A 16,421-nucleotide genomic window follows, 5' to 3' on the forward strand; every position below is an offset into this window, starting at 1 on the left:
GCGGTGATCGGGCATGGTCGGTGGGGCGGTGTTCAGGGCAGGGGACGGGGTCGTCGGGATACGCCGCCGTGCGGAAGCACCTCACGGCTGTTCGCCTGCGAGGCAGGGGTTCTTCACCGGTAGCGAACGATGGCCCAGGCGGGTTGTTGCAGGCGTAGCGTCAGAATCACTGTAATCGTGTAATCGAGGTGGTTGTGATGCGACGAGGATGGGGAGGGCGCGGTGGTGGGCAGCCGGCCGACCAGCCGCCCGCCGACGACGCGGCGGCCTGGTTCGCCGGCCGGTTGCCGGACGGCTGGTTCACCGGGCACCCGGCGGTGACGGTCGACCGCGAGGAAGTCCTGGTGGTCGGCGAACTCCAGCCGCTGGAAGGCGGGTTCGCCGACGACGCGGCCCGCGCCGCCGCCGAGTCCGGACGGATCAGCCGGTTCCGCGAGGAGACCCGCGAAGCTCGGATCGAGATCGCCCGCCAGGCCGAGCACCGCTACCGGCGCAAGGTCGCGTGGGGCGCCCGGCTGGGCGGCACCGAGGAACTGTTCACCACGCTGTCCGTGCCGGTGATGACCCGGCTGCGGCAGCCCGAGCGCAAGGTGCTGGACACGCTGGTCGCCGCCGGCGTCGCCCGGTCCCGGTCGGAGGCGCTGGCGTGGGCCGTGCGGTTGGTCGGGGAGCACGCCGACACCTGGCTGACCGACCTGCGCGAGGCCATGACCAGGGTGGACGACCTCCGCAACCAGGGTCCCGGCCTGGCCTGACAACCCGCCGGACACCGGCGGACATCGCGCCCGGCCCGATCCCCCGGTTCCGCTGGTAACTTCGGGAACCGGGGGATCATGACCATCTCGTACGACATCACGTGGGACCTCGACCCGGCCGCCGAGACCTTCCGCGGCCGAACCGGGGTGCGCTTCCGCGGCCGGGTCGCCCACGCCGAGCTGGCCGCGGCACACGTGCGCCACGCGCGGCTCAACGGGCGTGAGGTGCCGTGGGACGGCAGCCGGATCCCGCTCGACGCGGACGGCGTGCTGGAGGTGGACGCGGACTTCGCGTACGCCGACGACCGGGGCTTCCGCCAGGTGCGGGTCGACGGGGCGACCTACCTGTACACGGTGCAGTACCCGGACCGCGCGCAGTGGAGCTTCTGCGCGCTGGACCAGCGGGCCCGCAGCGAGTTCGCGCTGACCGTCAACGCCCCCGGCCTGGTGCTGACCAGCAGCACCGAGACCCCGATCGCCCCCTACGCCCTGACCGCCGCCGTCGGCCCGTGGGTGGAGATCGCCGAGCAGCTGTACGTGACCGGCTCGCGGGCGGGGGAGCGGGTGCGCGGCGCGGCGGTGTCCCGCCGGATCCGCGAGTCGATCGAGTTCTTCGAGACCCTGCTCGACGTGCCGTTCCCGTACCGCAAGTGCGACGCGGTGTTCGTCCCCGACATCCCGCACCTGGCGTTCTCGTCACCGGGGCTGATCATGTTCGACGACGCGGTGTTCGACGCGCTGGCCACCCGCGAGCCGCTCTACGCGACGACGGTCCTGAGCCACGAGGTGGCGCACGCCTGGTCGGGCAACCTCGTGGACGCCGAGCCGTGGCTGGTGGAAGCCCTGGCCACCTACCTGAGCCGGCTGGCCGCCGAACACCTGCTCCCCGGCACGGACCCGTGGCAGATCCCCGACAACGCCCCGTGGCCGGACCGCCCGTACGCCCCGCACCTGGCCCGCGTGCGGGCGATGGAAGACGCGTTGGGCCGCCCGGCGCTGCTCAGGGCGTTGACGACCTACTTCAAGCGGTACGCGCACACCAACGCGGGGTGGGCCGAGTTCAAGGCGTGCTTGCGCGAGTGAGGCCGGCTCGGCCCTGGCCGCGCCGAGACCGGGCCTCGACGGCGCGTTCGCTCCGACCGGGTTCGACCACCGGGCTGCGGGAAGGCCGCTGACCGACCCTTCACGCCGGAAGAGCGGCCTGACGGCCCGGAGACGGCCTGATCAGGGGAATTGGGGGTCTTGAGAAGGGAAAAGCGCAGGTCAGGAGTAGATCGCGAACCAGATGGCGATGTAGTGGCAGATCGCCGCGATGACCGTCGCCGCGTGGAAGAACTCGTGGTAGCCGAAGACCTGGGGCCAGGGGTTGGGCCAACGGGACGCGTAGAAGATCGCGCCGGCCGTGTAGAGCAGGCCGCCGACGATGACCAGGACCAGGGCTCCGACGCCCGCGTACTCCAGCATGTCGGGCAGGACGAAGACGGCCACCCAGCCCAGGGCGATGTAGATCGGCACGCCGAGCCACCTCGGGGCGTGCGGCCAGGCCAGTTTCAGGGTGACGCCGCCCAGCGCGCCGCCCCAGACGACGGCCAGCACGACGTTGCCGGTGGTCTCGGGCATCGCCAGCAGGGCGAACGGGGTGTACGTGCCCGCGATGAACACGAAGATCATCGAGTGGTCGAGGCGTTTCATCCACGTCCGCGCGCGGACGCTGACCCAGTTCACCCGGTGGTAGAGGGCGCTCACGCCGAACAGGCCGACGACCGTCGCCCCGTAGACCGACGTCGCCAGCGCAGCCTTCGGCGACACCGTGGCCGCGGCCAGGGCGATGAGGATCGCGCCGGTCGCCACCGACACGATGAAGGACCAGAAGTGCAGCCAACCCCGCATACGCGGGCGGAGGGCGGGTGCCGGCGGCTCGGGAGAGGTCGACGTGGTCACCACCCCGAGGTTACGGGAGCCCGGGGAACCGGGTCAGCACGCGAGGGCGTGACCGCGCCCACCCGGCGTACGCTCTTTCAGCGTGGGTCTTCGCGAACGGGTCAAGAGCGTCCTCCTCAAGGGTTACGAGTTCCGCCTCAACCGATGGCTCGACGGCAAGCAGCGACCACGCCACGTCGGCGTGGTGCTCGACGGCAACCGCCGGTGGGCCAAGGAGGCCGGGTTCACCGACGTCGCGCACGGCCACCGGGCCGGGGCCCGCAAGATCCTGGAGCTGCTCACCTGGTGCCGCGAGGCCGAGGTGGAGGTGGTCACGCTGTGGATGCTGTCCACCGACAACCTCAACCGGCCCGCCGAGGAGCTGGACCCGCTGCTCGACATCATCGCCGACATCGTGGACGAGATCGCCGAGCCGGGTAACCCGTGGCGGGTCCGGCACGTCGGGGCGATGGACCTGCTGCCGACCGAGACGGCGGCCCGGCTGTCCGCGGCGTCCCTGCGGACGCGGGGGCGGACCGGCCTGGAGGTGAACGTCGCGGTCGGGTACGGCGGACGGCAGGAGATCGCGGACGCGGTGCGCAAGCTGCTGCTGAAGCACGCGGAGTCCGGCGGGACGATCGAGGAGCTCGCCGAGGTGCTCGACGTGGACCACATCGCGGAGCACCTCTACACGTCCGGGCAGCCCGACCCCGACCTGCTCATCCGCACGTCCGGTGAGCAGCGGTTGTCCGGGTTCATGCTGTGGCAGTCGGCGCACTCGGAGTTCTGGTTCTGCGAGGCGTACTGGCCGGAGTTCCGGCGGACGGACTTCCTGCGGGCGTTGCGCGACTACGCGATCCGTCACCGCAGGTTCGGTTCCTGACGAACCGGACGTGCCCGGGGTGCGTGCGGTGCGGGGAGCACCTGAGGTACCCCAGGCGGCCGGGATCGGTGGCCGGCACCTGAGGCGTGAGTGCGAGATCGGCGGCCGCGAGGGGTGCCGAGGCCGGGAACGCCGAGGCCGGGAACGCCGAGGGGCGCCCCGCTGAGGCGCCCCTGGCGTGTCCGGGTGGTCCCGGAAGTACTTCGGTGGGTGTCAGCCCACGTCGTTGCCGCCGACGTTGCCGTCGTCGCCGTCGACCGTGACGGCGCTCGCGCAGTTCTGGGTGACCGACGGGGAGGCGACCGGGACAACGGCGGCGAGCACCGCGACGTTGTTGTTGCACACGCCCACGGGGACGTTCACGTTGTTGTTGTTCAGCACCGACAGCAGACCGTCGCTGTTCCACTGGTGGGTGTCGCCGGCGTGGCCGTGGTCGTCGTGGCCCCAGTCGTGGTCCGCGGGCTCACCGGCGAACGCGGGCGAACCGATCATCATCAGACCGGCCGCGATGGCGGCGACAGCGCCTGCCTTCTTCAGCACGTTCAGTCTCCTTCGGGTTGTTGTCCGACCGGGCGGAGAAGTATCCGACTTCCGGTGCAGGGTCGTGCATTCCGACACTGTTGTGTGACTATCGGCGAGTCGTGCACCGCCGACTGCGTACCCCCGACAGGGGCGTCACCCGGAGTTGTTACCGGGTACGCCCCTGCCGGTATTCGTCCTGCGGCCGGAAATCAGCCGTTGTCGTTGCCGCCGACGTTGTTGTCGTGACCGTCGAGGATCGCGGCCTGCGCGCAGGAGCCGGTGATCTGCGGGGAGCCGACCGGCGCCACGAGCCCGAGGATGCCGATGTTGTTGCCGCACACCCCGACCGGGACGTTCACGTTGTTGCCGTTCAGGGCGCTGATCAGTGGCCCGCTGTTCCACTGGTGCACGTCGTAGTCGGCGTCGTGGCCGGCCGCGAACGCCGGGGAGCCGAGCATCATGAGGCCCGCCGCGATGGCGGCGACAGCGCCTGCCTTCTTCAGCACTTGAATCTCCTTCGTATCGGGATTTCCCCTGTACCTTTTCCGGAGTCTTCGGGGATCTCCGGACGCTGGGGTCCTCGGCGGGAAAGTTACCGAAGGGCAACGCCGATTGGGCGGTCACAACACCATTGTGTGACCCCGTGATTGGTCACTGTCCCCTGTTCGGATGTTTTTCAGTGCACCGATTCGCTGCCGCGTCCGTCGGCGTGGTACCGGACCCGCCGGGCTCGTAAGCTCCCCTGCTCATGGACGGCAACGCGCTGGTGCGGGAGTACCTGGTCCTCGGCCTGCGGCTGGACCGGCTGCACCCCGGCCTGGTCGACTCGTACACCGGCGACCGGGCCCTGCGCCGCGCCGTGGACAACGAGACCCGCCCGCACCCCGCCGCCCTCGCCGAGCGGGCCGGCCTGCTGCGCCGGGAACTGCCCGGCACCGACCTCGAACCCGACCGCAAGCGCTTCCTGGCCGCCCACCTGACCGCTCTGGAGTGCACCGCGCGCAAGCTCGCCGGCGTGCGCATCGGGTTCGTGGACGAGGTGCGCGCCTACTTCCAGGTCGACGCGGTGCCGGGGAACCCGGACGAGTACCGGCGGGCGCACGCCCGGTTGGCGGAGGTGCTGCCCGGCCACCAGTCGCTGCGGGAGCGGCTGGCCGACTACCGCGTCGGGGAGACCGTGCCGCCGCGCAAGCTGGACGCCGCCGTGCACGCGCTGTCCAGCGCACTGCGCGACCAGGTGCGGCAGCAGTACGCGCTGCCCGAGCACGAGGTCGTCGAGTACGAGGTGGTCACCGACAAGCCGTGGAGCGGGTTCAACTACTACCTGGGCGACTTCCGGTCGCGGGTGGCGATCAACGCCGACCTGGGCCACCGGATGTCCAACCTGCCGCACCTGGTCGCGCACGAGGCGTACCCCGGCCACCACACCGAGCACTGCCGCAAGGAGGTCGGGCTGGTCGGCAAGCGCGGTCAGCTGGAGCAGTCGCTGTTCGTCATCAACACCCCGCAGTGCCTGATGGCCGAGGGCATGGCGGAGCTGGGCCTGCACGCCGCCGTCGGGCCCGGCTGGGGCCGGTGGACCGAGCGGGTCCTGCGCGACCTGGGCCTGCGGATGGACGGTGACCAGGCCGAACGGGTCGAGCAGGCGGTGGCCGGGCTGATCGGCGTGCGGCAGGACGCCGCGCTGATGCTGCACGACCGCCGGGCGTCGCAGGACGACGTCGTGGCCTACCTGCGCCGCTGGCTGCTGATCCCCGAGGGCCGGGCCCGGCAGATGCTGCGCTTCCTGGGCGACCCGCTGTGGCGGGCCTACACCACGACGTACGTCGAGGGCGCGCGGCTGGTCCGCGCGTGGCTCGACCTGCGCCCACCGACTGGGACGTTGGCTGAGCGTTACCTGAGACTTCTGGACGAACCGCTGGTTCCCGAAGCCTTGCGGGAGGAGCTGCGGGAAGGGGTCCCCCGGCTGCCGCGTGACCCCGGGTAGCCGCCGACCGCCGTCCGGCGGAGGGCCGCTGAGCTGCGTGGACGACGTCGTGCCACGGGGTGGTGACGGCCGGTTGACCCAATCGCGGGCCGATCCGGTGATCTTGCCGCCGATTTGCGGATTCGTGACGAATTGGCGAATCACCTGTGTGGCTGCCTGCAAACCGGGTGCTTGCGGAGGTAACTTCCGGTTGGCGGACCGCGTCCACTGCGGACCGCGCAGGGAGGCCCCGAACGTGGCGATGAGCACGAGGGGGCCGGCACCCGGCCCTCGTGGTCGGCGCGCCTGAGGCGTGCCGGTCGATCGGGGTGGTGCCTGGCCCAGCGAGGAGCGAGCGCGGGTGCCGCGCTCGTGAAGGAGTTGCCGTGAACGCACGACGACCCGCGAGCCGTTCCTCAGGCTCACCGCGCAGCACTTCCCGGCGCCGCGGCGCGCCGACCACCCTCACCTACGTGGTGGACACGTCAGTGTTGCTCTCCGACCCCCTGGCCATGACGCGGTTCGCCGAGCACGAGGTCGTGCTGCCGCTCGTGGTGATCAGCGAGCTGGAGGGCAAGCGGCACCACCCCGAGCTGGGCTGGTTCGCCAGGGAGGCGCTGCGCCTGCTCGACGACCTGCGGCTCAACCACGGCCGGCTGGACCACCCGGTGGCGATCGGCGACCTCGGTGGCACCTTGCGCGTCGAGCTCAACCACTCCGACCCGGAGGTGCTGCCCGCGGGTTTCCGCACGGACTCCAACGACGCCCGGATACTGGCCTGCGCGCTCAACCTGGCCGCCGACGGCAACACGGTCACCCTGGTCACCAAGGACATGCCGCTGCGGGTCAAGGCCGGCGCGGTGGGCCTCGCGGCCGAGGAGTACCGCGCGCACGACGTGACGCTGTCCGGGCACACCGGCATGTCCGACGTCGAAGTGGACCAGGCCCTGGTGGACGCCCTCTACCGGGACAGCGTCGTCGACCCGGCCGAGTTCGACCTCGCGCACGTGGCCGAGCAGCCCTGCCACAGCGGGTTGCGGCTGCTCGCGGGCACGTCGAGCGCGCTGGGCCGGGTCACCGCGGACAAGCGCATCCGGCTGGTGCGCGGCGACCGCGAGGCGTTCGGGGTGCACGGCCGCTCCGCCGAGCAGCGGGTCGCGCTGGACCTGCTGCTGGACACCGAGGTCGGCATCGTCTCGCTGGGCGGACGGGCCGGCACCGGGAAGTCGGCGCTCGCGCTGTGCGCGGGCCTGGAGGCGGTCATGGAGCGCCGCCAGCACCGCAAGGTCGTCGTGTTCCGCCCGCTGTACGCGGTGGGCGGCCAGGAGCTGGGCTACCTGCCCGGGTCCGAGTCCGAGAAGATGCAGCCGTGGGCGCAGGCCGTGTTCGACACGCTCGGCGCGCTGGTCAGCCAGGACGTGGTCGAGGAGGTCATGGACCGGGGGATGCTGGAGGTCCTGCCGCTGACCCACATCCGCGGCCGGTCGCTGCACGACTCGTTCGTGATCGTGGACGAGGCGCAGTCGCTGGAGCGCAACGTGCTGCTCACCGTGCTGTCCCGGCTGGGGGCGAACTCGCGGGTGGTGCTCACCCACGACGTGGCGCAGCGGGACAACCTGCGGGTCGGGCGGCACGACGGCGTGGCCGCGGTGATCGAGAAGCTCAAGGGCCACCCGCTGTTCGCGCACGTCACGCTGACCCGGTCGGAGCGGTCGCCGATCGCGGCCCTGGTGACCGAGATGCTGGAGGACTACGCGTCCTGACCTGATCTGACGAAAAGGGGGCTTTCCCAGGCGGAAAGCCCCCTTTTCCATGTTGTTCATGGAATTTCATTTGTGACGAATATGGCGGACCGGGCGGGTCCCCGCCGGTACGCTGGCGCTCGTGTCGACCATGCCGGCGGCTCTGGACGCCGCGCCGGACGTGCTGGGTTACGGCTTCCTCGGCGTCGGGATCCTCGTCGCCGTGACGGCCGCCGTGCTGGCCGTGCGCACCCAGACCAGCGGGTCGCGGGACCGCCAGCGGCGCGCGGTCGAGGACGTGCGGGCCACCCGGCAGTCGCTGGACGCCGCCCCGGACAGCCCCGCCCCGCCGCAGCTGGCCAAGTGGGAGCAGCACGCCACCGAGACCGCGCGCGCCCAGCTCGACCTCTACCTGCGCAACTCCGAAGCCGCGCTGCGGCAGAGCGGCACCAGCTTCCGGGTCGGCATGGCCGCCGCCGCGGTGGGCTTCCTGGTCGTCGTCGGGTCCCTGCTGTGGCTGCTCGCGGTGGACCGGGACGTGGCGCTGGCGGGCGTGGTCAGCGGCGTGGTGTGCGAGGCGATGGCCGCGCTGTTCTTCGCCGAGACCAAGGCGACCCGAGCGCGCACCGCGGCCATGCTCGACCGCGCGCAGGGCGAGGCCGACCGGGTCGTGCGGGCCCGCGCCGCGCTCGCCGTCGCCGCCGACATCACCGACGTGACCACCCGCGAGAAGTTCCTCGCCGACATCGGGCGCTGGCTGCTGGGCAGCGAGCCGACCGCCGAACCCGCGGCAACGGAGGCGCAGTGAAGAGGCTGCCGATCGCGCTCGGCGCGCTCGCGGTGGTGCTGATCCTGGTGGGCTTCTTCGCGCTGAGCGGGTCCGGCGGCGAACCCGACGACGGCTGCCTGGAGCTGACCCTGTACTCGTCCGACGAGAAGGCGCCGGTGCTGGGCGAGATCGCCCGGCGGTACCGGGAGTCCGGCCGCGAGACCGACGGCCGGTGCGTCGCCGTCGCGGTGTCGGTCTCCTCCTCGCAGGGCACGGTGGACGTGCTCGCGGACGCGCCGGGCAGCGACCCGGACGCCCGGCCGGACATCTGGAGCCCGTCGTCCCGGTACTGGTTCGACAGCCTGCGGCGGGAGATCGCGGCCCGGCCGGGCCGGGTGCGCTCGGTGCCGGAGAACCCGGTCTCGCTGGCCACCTCGCCGATCGTCATCGCGATGCCCGAGCCGATGGCCCGCGAACTCGGCTGGCCCGAGGGCGCGATCGGCTGGGAGACCATGCTCGCGCTGGCGCAGAGCCCGGACGGCTGGGGCTCGCGCGGCAAGCCGTGGGGCGCGTTCAAGACCGGCAAGACCAACCCGGTGCACTCCACCACCGGCCTGCTGGCCACCCTCGCCACCGCGACCGCGCTGTCCAGGTCGAGCGAGGCGCTCACCGTGCCCGCGCTGGAGGAACCCGCTGTCGCGGGCGGCCTGCGGGCGTTGGAGAACACCGCGGTGCACTACGGCAAGCAGGTGGCCCCGTTCGTGCGCAACCTCTACACCGCCGACCAGGAAGGGCGCGCGCTCGACTACGTCAGCGCCGTGCCGCTGGAGGAGAAGGTCGTCCTGGACTACAACCAGGGCATCCTGGTCGGGAACCCGCCGGTCACCGGTGCTCCGCCCAAGGTGAAGCTGGCCGCGGTGTTCCCCACCGACGGCACGACCGTGACCGACCACCCGGCGATGGTGGTCGACGCCCAGTGGGTGACCGACGACCGCAAGCGGGCGGCCGAGGACTTCCTGAAGTTCGCCCAGGAGCACCGGAGCCTGTTCACCGACGCCGGGTTCCGCGACGGCGAGGGCGCCCCCGGACCCCGGCACGTCGAGGGCAACGGCACCGTCGGCAGCCCGGCGTTCCGGCTGGTCCGCACGCCCGCGTTCGAGGTCGTGACCGGCGTGCGGGAACTGTGGCAGCGCAACCGCAAGCGAGCCAACGTGCTGCTGCTCGTGGACGTGTCGCGGTCGATGGAGAAGGTGGTCGGCGCGGCCGGGAAGTCCCGGTTGGACCTGGCCAAGGACGCGGCGCGGCTGGTGCCCGCCCAGCTCACCGAGGACGACACGCTGGCGCTGTGGGAGTTCAGCAGCCCGCTGGGCACCGAGACCCGGCCGTGGCGGGAACGGGTCGCGGCCGGGCCGGTGGGCGTGGTGCGCGACGCGTTCGGGCGCGCGGTGGACGGGCTCCAGCCCACCGGGGCGACCGCGCTGTACGAGTCGACCTGGGCCGCCGCCGACAGCGTGCGCGAGCGGTTCGACCCGACCCGGATCAACGCCGTCGTGCTGCTGTCCGACGGCCGCAACGAGCCCGCCCAGCAGGAGGTGCTGACCGCGCTGGAGAACGCGTTCCGGGCGGTCGACAAGGACCGCGTCGTGCGGGTGTTCTCCATCGCGTACGGCGACGAGGCCGACCGCGAAGCCCTCGACCGGATCTCCACCGCCGCGCGCGGCGGCTACTACGACTCCACCGACGCCGCCCGCATCGAGTCCGTCATGGCCGACGTCCTGTCCAACTTCTGACTGCGGCCGCGCCGGGACGTCAGTCGAGGACGCGGCGCAGGAAGCCGCGCATCCCGAGCGTGCCGAAGCCGAGGACCGACGCCACCAGCACCACCAGGCACACCCACAGCGGCAGGTGCGGGACGCCCGGCGCGAGCACCGCCCGGGTGCCCTCGCTGACGTAGGTGAGCGGGTTGAGCGGGTTGAGCGGGTGGAGCGGGTGGAGCGGGTGGAGCGGGTTGAGCGCCTGGAACCAGCGCAGGCCGTCCAGCTCCGGCCACGGGAACTGCGCCGAGCCCGTGAACAGCAACGGGGTGAGGATCACCGCGAACATCACGTTGAGGTGCCGGGGCGAGACCGCCGTGCCGATCACCATGCCGACCGCCGCGCCCGCCGGCGAGCAGGACGATCACCAGCAGCGCCACCGGGACCCCCGACAGCGCCCACGAGACGTCGAGCACAGCGAACCCGATCGGGATCATCAGCACCGCCGCGAGCAGCCCGCGCAACGCCCCGAACGCCATCTTCTCCACCGCCACCAGCGGGAACGGCTGGACGACCACCTGCGTGAGGAACGCGGGCAGTTCCCGGCCGGTGAAGACGTCCTCCAGGCTCGGCCTGCCGACGGCCAGGTCGACCACCGCGCCGTCGAGCCGCTCGACGGTCCGCAGGACGTCCGGCAGGGCGACCGCCGGGGCGGTGTCGGTGTAGAGCCGGAACAGCCGGGCCCGCTCGACAGCCCATCCGGTTCAGCACCCCGTCCGCGAGCCGGGTGCGCTCGGCGCGGCCCAGACCGTGGTGGGCGGCGTGGAACAGCAGGTTCTGCCGGACGTTGAGCGCGCGGTCGAGGGTGTTGCGCTGCGGCACGACGGCGAGCACCTGGCGCGCCTTGCGCGGGTCGGCCACCACGTCGACGCCCTCCACCAGGGCCCGGCCGGACGTCGGCCGCACCCTGGTGGTCAGCACGCCCACGGTGGTCGTCTTGCCGGCCCCGCTCGGGCCGAGCAGACTGAACACCTCGCCCCTGCGCACCGCGAAGCCGAGGCCGTCCACCGCCGGTTTCCGGCCGCCTTCGTAGACCTTCACCACGTCCGCCACCGCTACGGCTTCGTCCACGGCCACCAGCCCAGGCAGGCGGCGCAACCCGGTTCGCGAGGGTTTCCCGCCGCGTCGGGACGCGCGCTCCACCGCGACGGACCCTCGGTCCGCCACCGCGCACGGGAACGCGGCGCGACCCGACGTGGGCTTCACCGCCGGCGGGGTCGCGTGGTCACCAGCCGGAGGGCAGCGGCCGTCCTTCCGCGAACCCGGCGGCGGACTGGATGCCCAGCGTCGCCCGCTCGTGGAACTCCTCCAACGTGCCCGCGCCCGCGTAGGTGCACGCCGACCGCACGCCCGCCGTGATGGAGTCCAGCAGGTCCTCCACACCGGGGCGCGTCGGGTCCAGCCGCATCCGGGAGGACGAGATGCCCTCCTCGAACAGGCCCTTCTTGGCGCGCTCGAACGCGTTGTCGCCCTGCGTCCGCGCGCTGACCGCCCGCTTCGACGCCATGCCGAACGACTCCTTGTAGAGCCGGCCCGACTCGTCGCGCTGGAGGTCGCCGGGCGACTCGTAGGTGCCCGCGAACCAGGACCCGACCATGGCCGCGCTGGCACCGGCCGCGAGCGCCAGGGCGACGTCGCGCGGGTGCCGGACGCCGCCGTCGGCCCAGACGTGCTTGCCCAGCGCCCGAGCCTGCGCCGCGCACTCGGCGACCGCCGAGAACTGCGGCCGGCCCACCCCGGTCATCATCCGGGTGGTGCACATCGCGCCCGGCCCGACACCGACCTTGACCACGTCCGCGCCCGCCTCGACCAGGTCGCGAACGCCCTGCGCGGTGACGACGTTGCCCGCCACCACGGGGACCGCGGGCTCGGCGGCCCGGACCGCCCGCAGCGCGGCCAGCATCTTCTCCTGGTGCCCGTGCGCGGTGTCCACGACCAGCGCGTCCACGCCCGCCTTCACCAGCTCGGCGGCCTTGGCGCGCACGTCGCCGTTGACCCCGATCGCCGCCGCGACGCGCAGCCGGCCCTCGTCGTCCACCGCCGGGGTGTAGACGTCGGCCCGCAACGCGCCCAGCGCCGTCATGACGCCCCGCAGGCGGCCGTCGGCGTCCACGCCCAGCACGACCCGCTGCGTGCCGCCGTGCAGCCGCGCGAACACCTCGCGCGGCGGGGTGTCCAGCGGCAGCGTGACGATCCGGTCGTCGGCGACGTCGTGCAGCCGGGTGAACCGGTCGACTCCGGTGAGCGCGGCCTCGTCCACGACGCCCGCGGGCCGGCCGTCCTCGCCGACCACGACGACCGCGCCGTGCGCCCGCTTGTGCAGCAGGTTGAGGGCGTCGGCCACCGAGTCGCCGGGGTGCAGGGTGAGCGGGGTGTCCCAGACCGGGTGGCGTTGTTTCACCCAGGACACGATCTCGGCCACCGCGTCCGGCGCGACGTCCTGCGGCAGCACCACCAGCCCGCCGCGGCGGGCCACGGTCTCGGCCATCCGCCGCCCGGCGACCGCGGTCATGTTCGCGACCACGACCGGGATGGTGGCTCCGGTGCCGTCGGACGTGGAGAGGTCGACGCCGAACCGGGAGTCCACGGCCGATCGGCCGGGCACCAGGAAGACGTCGTCGTAGGTCAAGTCGTAGCCGGCCCCATGGCCTTCGATGAATCGCACGAGACTTTGACACTACCCGCCGCCGACCGGTTTCGCCCTTGGTCGCGGACACCTGTTCGGGGTGCGGAAAGCGGTGTTCGGTTGGGTGGTCCTCCAAGTGGTGTCGTCTGGTTCGCCCGCTGCCCTGCCGCTTTCGGCCGTGTTGCCGGGCCGCGTCCCGTCGTGCAGCGCCGCGTGTCGCCTGGGTCGGCCGTGGCGCGTGCGGGCGCGGTCGGTGCGTCCGGGCCGCCCGTCTGGCCGCTGTGCCGGGCGTGGTGTGCAGTGGCGTGGCCTGGTGCCTCGGGTGTTCGTTGGTGGTTCTCGGCGCGGAGGTGGTGCTCTGGTCGTTCTGGGCGCGCCGGGTGGCGGGTCACGGGGGCGTCGGGGTGCCTCCCTTCGGCAGGAGGGCGCGGACGGCGTCGATGGTGTCGGCTTCGGCCGGGTCCTTGTCCGGGCGGTAGCGCAGGACGCGGGCGAAGCGCAGGGCCACGCCGCCCGGGTACCTCGGGCTGACCTGGACGCCGTCCAGCTCGATCTCGATCACCAGTTCCGGGCGGACCGTCACCACCCAGTCACCGCGGTCGGTGGCGATCGACAGGAGTTCGCGGGTCTGCCACGCCAGCAGTTCGTCGGTCAGGCCCTTGAACGTCTTGCCGACCATGACCGGCGGGCCGCCCTCCGGGTCGCGGGCGCCCAGGTGCAGGTTGGACAGCAGGCCCTTGCGCCGGCCGCTGCCCCACTCGACGCCGAGCACCACCAGGTCGAGGGTGTGCACGGGCTTGACCTTCTGCCACGCCCGACCGCGCCGGCCCGCCGCGTACACCGACTCCAGCGACTTGACCATGACGCCCTCGTGGCCCGCCGCCAGCGCCGCGTCCAGGACGGCCGCGGCCCGCTCCTCGTCCGGTTCGACCACGCCCGGGATGACGTGGTCGCCCGCCGCCTTGCGCAGCGCGGCCAGGCGCTCGCGCAGCGGCTCGTCCAGCAGGTCGACGCCGTCCAGGTGCAGGCAGTCGAAGAAGAACGGGCTCAGCAGCAGCGACCGGGTGTCGCCCTCGGCACCCAGCAGGGCGCCGAACCGGCTCATCGTCTCCTGGAACGGCCTGGGCTTGCCGTCGTCGGTCAGCGCCAGCGTCTCGCCGTCGAGCACCACCGACTCGCACGGCAGCCCGCACACCAGTTCCACCAGCTCCGGCACGGTGCCGGTGATCTCCCGCAGGTTCCGGGTGAAGATGTGCACCTGTTCGCCGGACCGGTGCACCTGGATGCGGGCACCGTCGAGCTTGTGCTCCACCACGCACGCGCCCAGCTCGGCCAGCGCCTCGGGCAGCGACTCGGCGGGCGAGGCCAGCATCGGCCGCACCGGGCGGCCCACCTCCAGCCGGAACGCGGCCAGCGCCGACTCGCCCTCGCGCGCCGCCACCGCTGTCGCCGGGAGGCTCCCGGAGAGCATGTACGCCCGCCGGACCACCTCGACGGGCACCTCGGCGGCCCGCGCGATGGCGTCCACCATCACCCCTTCGAGAGCGCCCTGGCGCAGCTCGCCGGTGAGCAGCCGGCGCAGGAAGTCCTGCTCGGCGGCGGTCGCCCGGCCGAACAGGTCGGTCAACGCCGCGGCCCGGCGCTGCACCGCGCCCTTGCCGGCGATCGAGGCGTACCCGCCCAGCGCCTCGTCCACCTCGACCACCGTCAGCCCCGGCTGCTCGGCGGGCGGCGGCGCGATGTCGAACACGGTGCGGTAGCCCGCCCCGATGCGGCCCTGGCTGGGGACGCCGATCAGGAACGAGACGACCGCGGGCGTGCTCATCCGGCGCACCAGCTCGGCCAGGGCGGCGACCTTGGCCAGGCGGGAACGCGTCGCCGCCAGGGCGGCGGACGTCTCGACTACCTCGCTGAACAACACGTGACCATGGTGCACCGGGGCACCGACAATGTCGTGCGTGGAGCCGGTGAACACTTCTGGGTGAACTACCGGGGCGAGACTGTTTCCGCAGCTCAGAGGGCTTCGAGTAGTTCGTGGACGGCGTGCCGGAGGCGGTCCGGGGTGAGCGCGGCGTAGCCCAGGACCAGGCCGGGGAACGTCGGCAGCCGGCAGTAGTTCGCCAGCGCCGGGGCGTTCACGCCGCGCCGGGCCAGCCGTTCCTGCACCGCGAGGTCGTCCACGCCGGCCGGCAGCCGGACCACCACGTGCAGGCCGGCGGCGACGCCGATCGGCGTCCAGTCCGGCAGCACCCGGGACAGCTCGTCCAGCAACGCGTCCCGGCGGGCCCGGTAGAGCTGCCTGGTGCGGCGCAGGTGCCGGTCGTAGCCGCCGGTCTTGAGCAGCTGCGCGAACGCCGCCTGGTGCAGCGTGCCGGTGCCCAGGTCGTCCAGCCGCTTGCGCTCCACGATCGTGTCGCGCAGGTCGGGCGGCAGCACGAGCCACCCGAGCCGCAACGCGGGCGCGAGGACCTTGCTGGCACTGCCCTGGTAGATCACGCGGGACGGGTCGAGTGCCTGCATCGCGCCCATCGCCGGACGGTCGTAGCGGTGTTCGGCGTCGTAGTCGTCCTCGATGACCACACCGTCGTGAGCGCGCGCCCAGTCCAGCAGCGCGTGCCGCCGTTCCGGGTGCAGCACCACGCCCAGGGGGAACTGGTGCGCCGCGGTGACGAGCACCGCACGGCAGTCCGTAGTGGACAGCACGTCGACCTTGATCCCCTTGTCGTCCACGGGGATCGGCCGGACCTCCAGACCGTGCGACGTGAGCATGTCGGCCGCGCCGAAGTGGCTCGGCTCCTCGACGGCGACGCTGGTGTGGCCGGCGGCCTTGAGCACCCGGCCCATCAGCGAGATGCCCTCGGCGGCCCCGTTGACCACCACCACCTCGGACGGCCGCGTGGCCACCGCGCGCACCCGGCCCAGGTAGTCGGCCAGCTCCGCGCGCAGCAACGGGAACCCGGCCGGATCGGGGTAGCCGAGCTCGTCGGTGGACAACGCCAGCAGCGCGACCTTCTGCGCCTGCAACCACTCGTCGCGCGGGAACGCGTTGAGCGCGGGCAGTCCGGGGCGCAGGTCGAACCGCCACCGCTGCGCGGGGTCCGGTGCCCGTTCGAACGTGTCGGGCCACGAGCACGCAGCGGTCACCGTGGTGCCGGAACCGCGTTTGGCGACCAGGTACCCCTCACCGATGAGCTGCGTGTACGCGGACGTCACGGTCCCGCGTGCGACGCCGAGCTGGTCGGCCAGGTCACGGCTGGACGGCAGCCGGGTGCCCGGTCGCAGCCGCCCGTCACGGACCGCGCGGCGCAGTTCGGACTCCACGGCACGGCGGCCGGTGAGCCCGGGGAGCAGCAGCTCGCGATAAGTGGTCCAGTTGGCGGTCATCGAAGTGGAGCTTAAACCTGGACCACTCGTCGGTGAGGGT

General features: G+C 72.6%; 15 protein-coding genes. 7 read left to right on the plus strand and 8 right to left on the minus strand.

Features of this window, described 5'->3' with window-relative positions; genetic code table 11:
• The first annotated feature begins 197 nt into the window (after window positions 1-197).
• A complete protein-coding gene (locus BN6_RS03885; RefSeq protein WP_015098231.1) occupies window positions 198-755 on the plus strand; it encodes a hypothetical protein in 558 nt (185 codons plus the stop codon).
• Window positions 756-833: 78 nt separating this feature from the next.
• A complete protein-coding gene (locus BN6_RS03890) occupies window positions 834-1,838 on the plus strand; it encodes a M1 family aminopeptidase (protein WP_015098232.1) in 1,005 nt (334 codons plus the stop codon).
• 180 nt (window positions 1,839-2,018) lie between these two features.
• Here BN6_RS03890 and trhA read toward each other — a convergent pair whose 3' ends face one another.
• A complete protein-coding gene (gene trhA / locus BN6_RS03895) occupies window positions 2,019-2,645 on the minus strand; it encodes a PAQR family membrane homeostasis protein TrhA (RefSeq protein ID WP_051075431.1) in 627 nt (208 codons plus the stop codon).
• 133 nt (window positions 2,646-2,778) lie between these two features.
• On the opposite strand from trhA, the gene BN6_RS03900 reads away from it, so the two are divergent.
• The gene (locus BN6_RS03900; RefSeq protein WP_015098234.1) at window positions 2,779-3,558 is read left to right on the plus strand and encodes an isoprenyl transferase; all 780 of its coding nucleotides are present in this window, start codon (window positions 2,779-2,781) and stop codon (window positions 3,556-3,558) included.
• A 213-nt stretch (window positions 3,559-3,771) separates the two neighbouring features.
• On the opposite strand, the gene BN6_RS03905 is transcribed toward BN6_RS03900, so the two are convergent.
• On the minus strand, window positions 3,772-4,098 hold the full coding sequence (locus BN6_RS03905) for a hypothetical protein (protein ID WP_015098235.1): 327 nt from the start codon (window positions 4,096-4,098) through the stop codon (window positions 3,772-3,774).
• 191 nt (window positions 4,099-4,289) lie between these two features.
• Window positions 4,290-4,586 (minus strand): hypothetical protein, encoded by a 297-nt coding sequence (locus tag BN6_RS03910; RefSeq protein ID WP_015098236.1) that lies wholly within the window; start codon window positions 4,584-4,586, stop codon window positions 4,290-4,292.
• Between the two features lie 242 nt (window positions 4,587-4,828).
• On the opposite strand from BN6_RS03910, the gene BN6_RS03915 reads away from it, so the two are divergent.
• From BN6_RS03915 to BN6_RS03930, 4 genes are all read left to right on the plus strand, one after another.
• Complete coding sequence (locus tag BN6_RS03915; protein WP_015098237.1) at window positions 4,829-6,067, plus strand: DUF885 domain-containing protein; 1,239 nt, start codon at window positions 4,829-4,831, stop codon at window positions 6,065-6,067.
• A gap of 452 nt (window positions 6,068-6,519) precedes the next feature.
• Window positions 6,520-7,809, plus strand: a complete 1,290-nt coding sequence (locus BN6_RS03920) for a PhoH family protein (RefSeq protein WP_041311847.1) — start codon at window positions 6,520-6,522, stop codon at window positions 7,807-7,809.
• Between the two features lie 130 nt (window positions 7,810-7,939).
• Entirely contained in the window at window positions 7,940-8,596 is a 657-nt protein-coding gene (locus BN6_RS46465) for a TRADD-N-associated membrane domain-containing protein (RefSeq protein WP_015098239.1), read from the plus strand.
• Entirely contained in the window at window positions 8,593-10,347 is a 1,755-nt protein-coding gene (locus BN6_RS03930) for a substrate-binding domain-containing protein (RefSeq protein ID WP_015098240.1), read from the plus strand. Before BN6_RS46465 ends, BN6_RS03930 begins: the two co-directional genes overlap by 4 nt.
• 19 nt (window positions 10,348-10,366) lie before the next feature.
• Here the strand turns inward: BN6_RS03930 and BN6_RS48380 are convergent, their stop codons facing one another.
• From BN6_RS48380 to pdxR, 5 genes are all read right to left on the minus strand, one after another.
• On the minus strand, window positions 10,367-10,702 hold the full coding sequence (locus tag BN6_RS48380) for a hypothetical protein (protein WP_015098241.1): 336 nt from the start codon (window positions 10,700-10,702) through the stop codon (window positions 10,367-10,369).
• A complete protein-coding gene (locus BN6_RS50105) occupies window positions 10,696-11,577 on the minus strand; it encodes an ATP-binding cassette domain-containing protein (protein ID WP_408005277.1) in 882 nt (293 codons plus the stop codon). Before BN6_RS50105 ends, BN6_RS48380 begins: the two co-directional genes overlap by 7 nt.
• Before the next feature lie 19 nt (window positions 11,578-11,596).
• Window positions 11,597-13,036, minus strand: coding sequence for a GuaB1 family IMP dehydrogenase-related protein (locus tag BN6_RS03945; protein ID WP_015098243.1), 1,440 nt, complete (start codon window positions 13,034-13,036; stop codon window positions 11,597-11,599).
• Window positions 13,037-13,385: 349 nt separating this feature from the next.
• Window positions 13,386-14,918, minus strand: a complete 1,533-nt coding sequence (locus BN6_RS03950) for an ATP-dependent DNA ligase (RefSeq protein WP_041316002.1) — start codon at window positions 14,916-14,918, stop codon at window positions 13,386-13,388.
• 92 nt (window positions 14,919-15,010) lie between these two features.
• The gene (gene pdxR / locus BN6_RS03955) at window positions 15,011-16,381 is read right to left on the minus strand and encodes a MocR-like pyridoxine biosynthesis transcription factor PdxR (RefSeq protein ID WP_015098245.1); all 1,371 of its coding nucleotides are present in this window, start codon (window positions 16,379-16,381) and stop codon (window positions 15,011-15,013) included.
• Window positions 16,382-16,421 lie beyond the last annotated feature (40 nt).

This window comes from Saccharothrix espanaensis DSM 44229, from assembly GCF_000328705.1.
Lineage (GTDB): Bacteria > Actinomycetota > Actinomycetes > Mycobacteriales > Pseudonocardiaceae > Actinosynnema > Actinosynnema espanaense.

Bases quoted from the DNA above. Each gene is read 5' to 3' on its own strand.
- BN6_RS03885 (WP_015098231.1), top strand. From the start codon at position 198: ATGCGACGAGGATGGGGAGGGCGCGGTGGTGGGCAGCCGGCCGACCAG.
- BN6_RS03890 (WP_015098232.1), top strand. From the start codon at position 834: ATGACCATCTCGTACGACATCACGTGGGACCTCGACCCGGCCGCCGAG.
- trhA (WP_051075431.1), bottom strand. From the start codon at position 2,645: ATGCGGGGTTGGCTGCACTTCTGGTCCTTCATCGTGTCGGTGGCGACC.
- BN6_RS03915 (WP_015098237.1), top strand. From the start codon at position 4,829: ATGGACGGCAACGCGCTGGTGCGGGAGTACCTGGTCCTCGGCCTGCGG.
- BN6_RS46465 (WP_015098239.1), top strand. From the start codon at position 7,940: ATGCCGGCGGCTCTGGACGCCGCGCCGGACGTGCTGGGTTACGGCTTC.
- BN6_RS48380 (WP_015098241.1), bottom strand. From the start codon at position 10,702: ATGGTGATCGGCACGGCGGTCTCGCCCCGGCACCTCAACGTGATGTTC.
- pdxR (WP_015098245.1), bottom strand. From the start codon at position 16,381: ATGACCGCCAACTGGACCACTTATCGCGAGCTGCTGCTCCCCGGGCTC.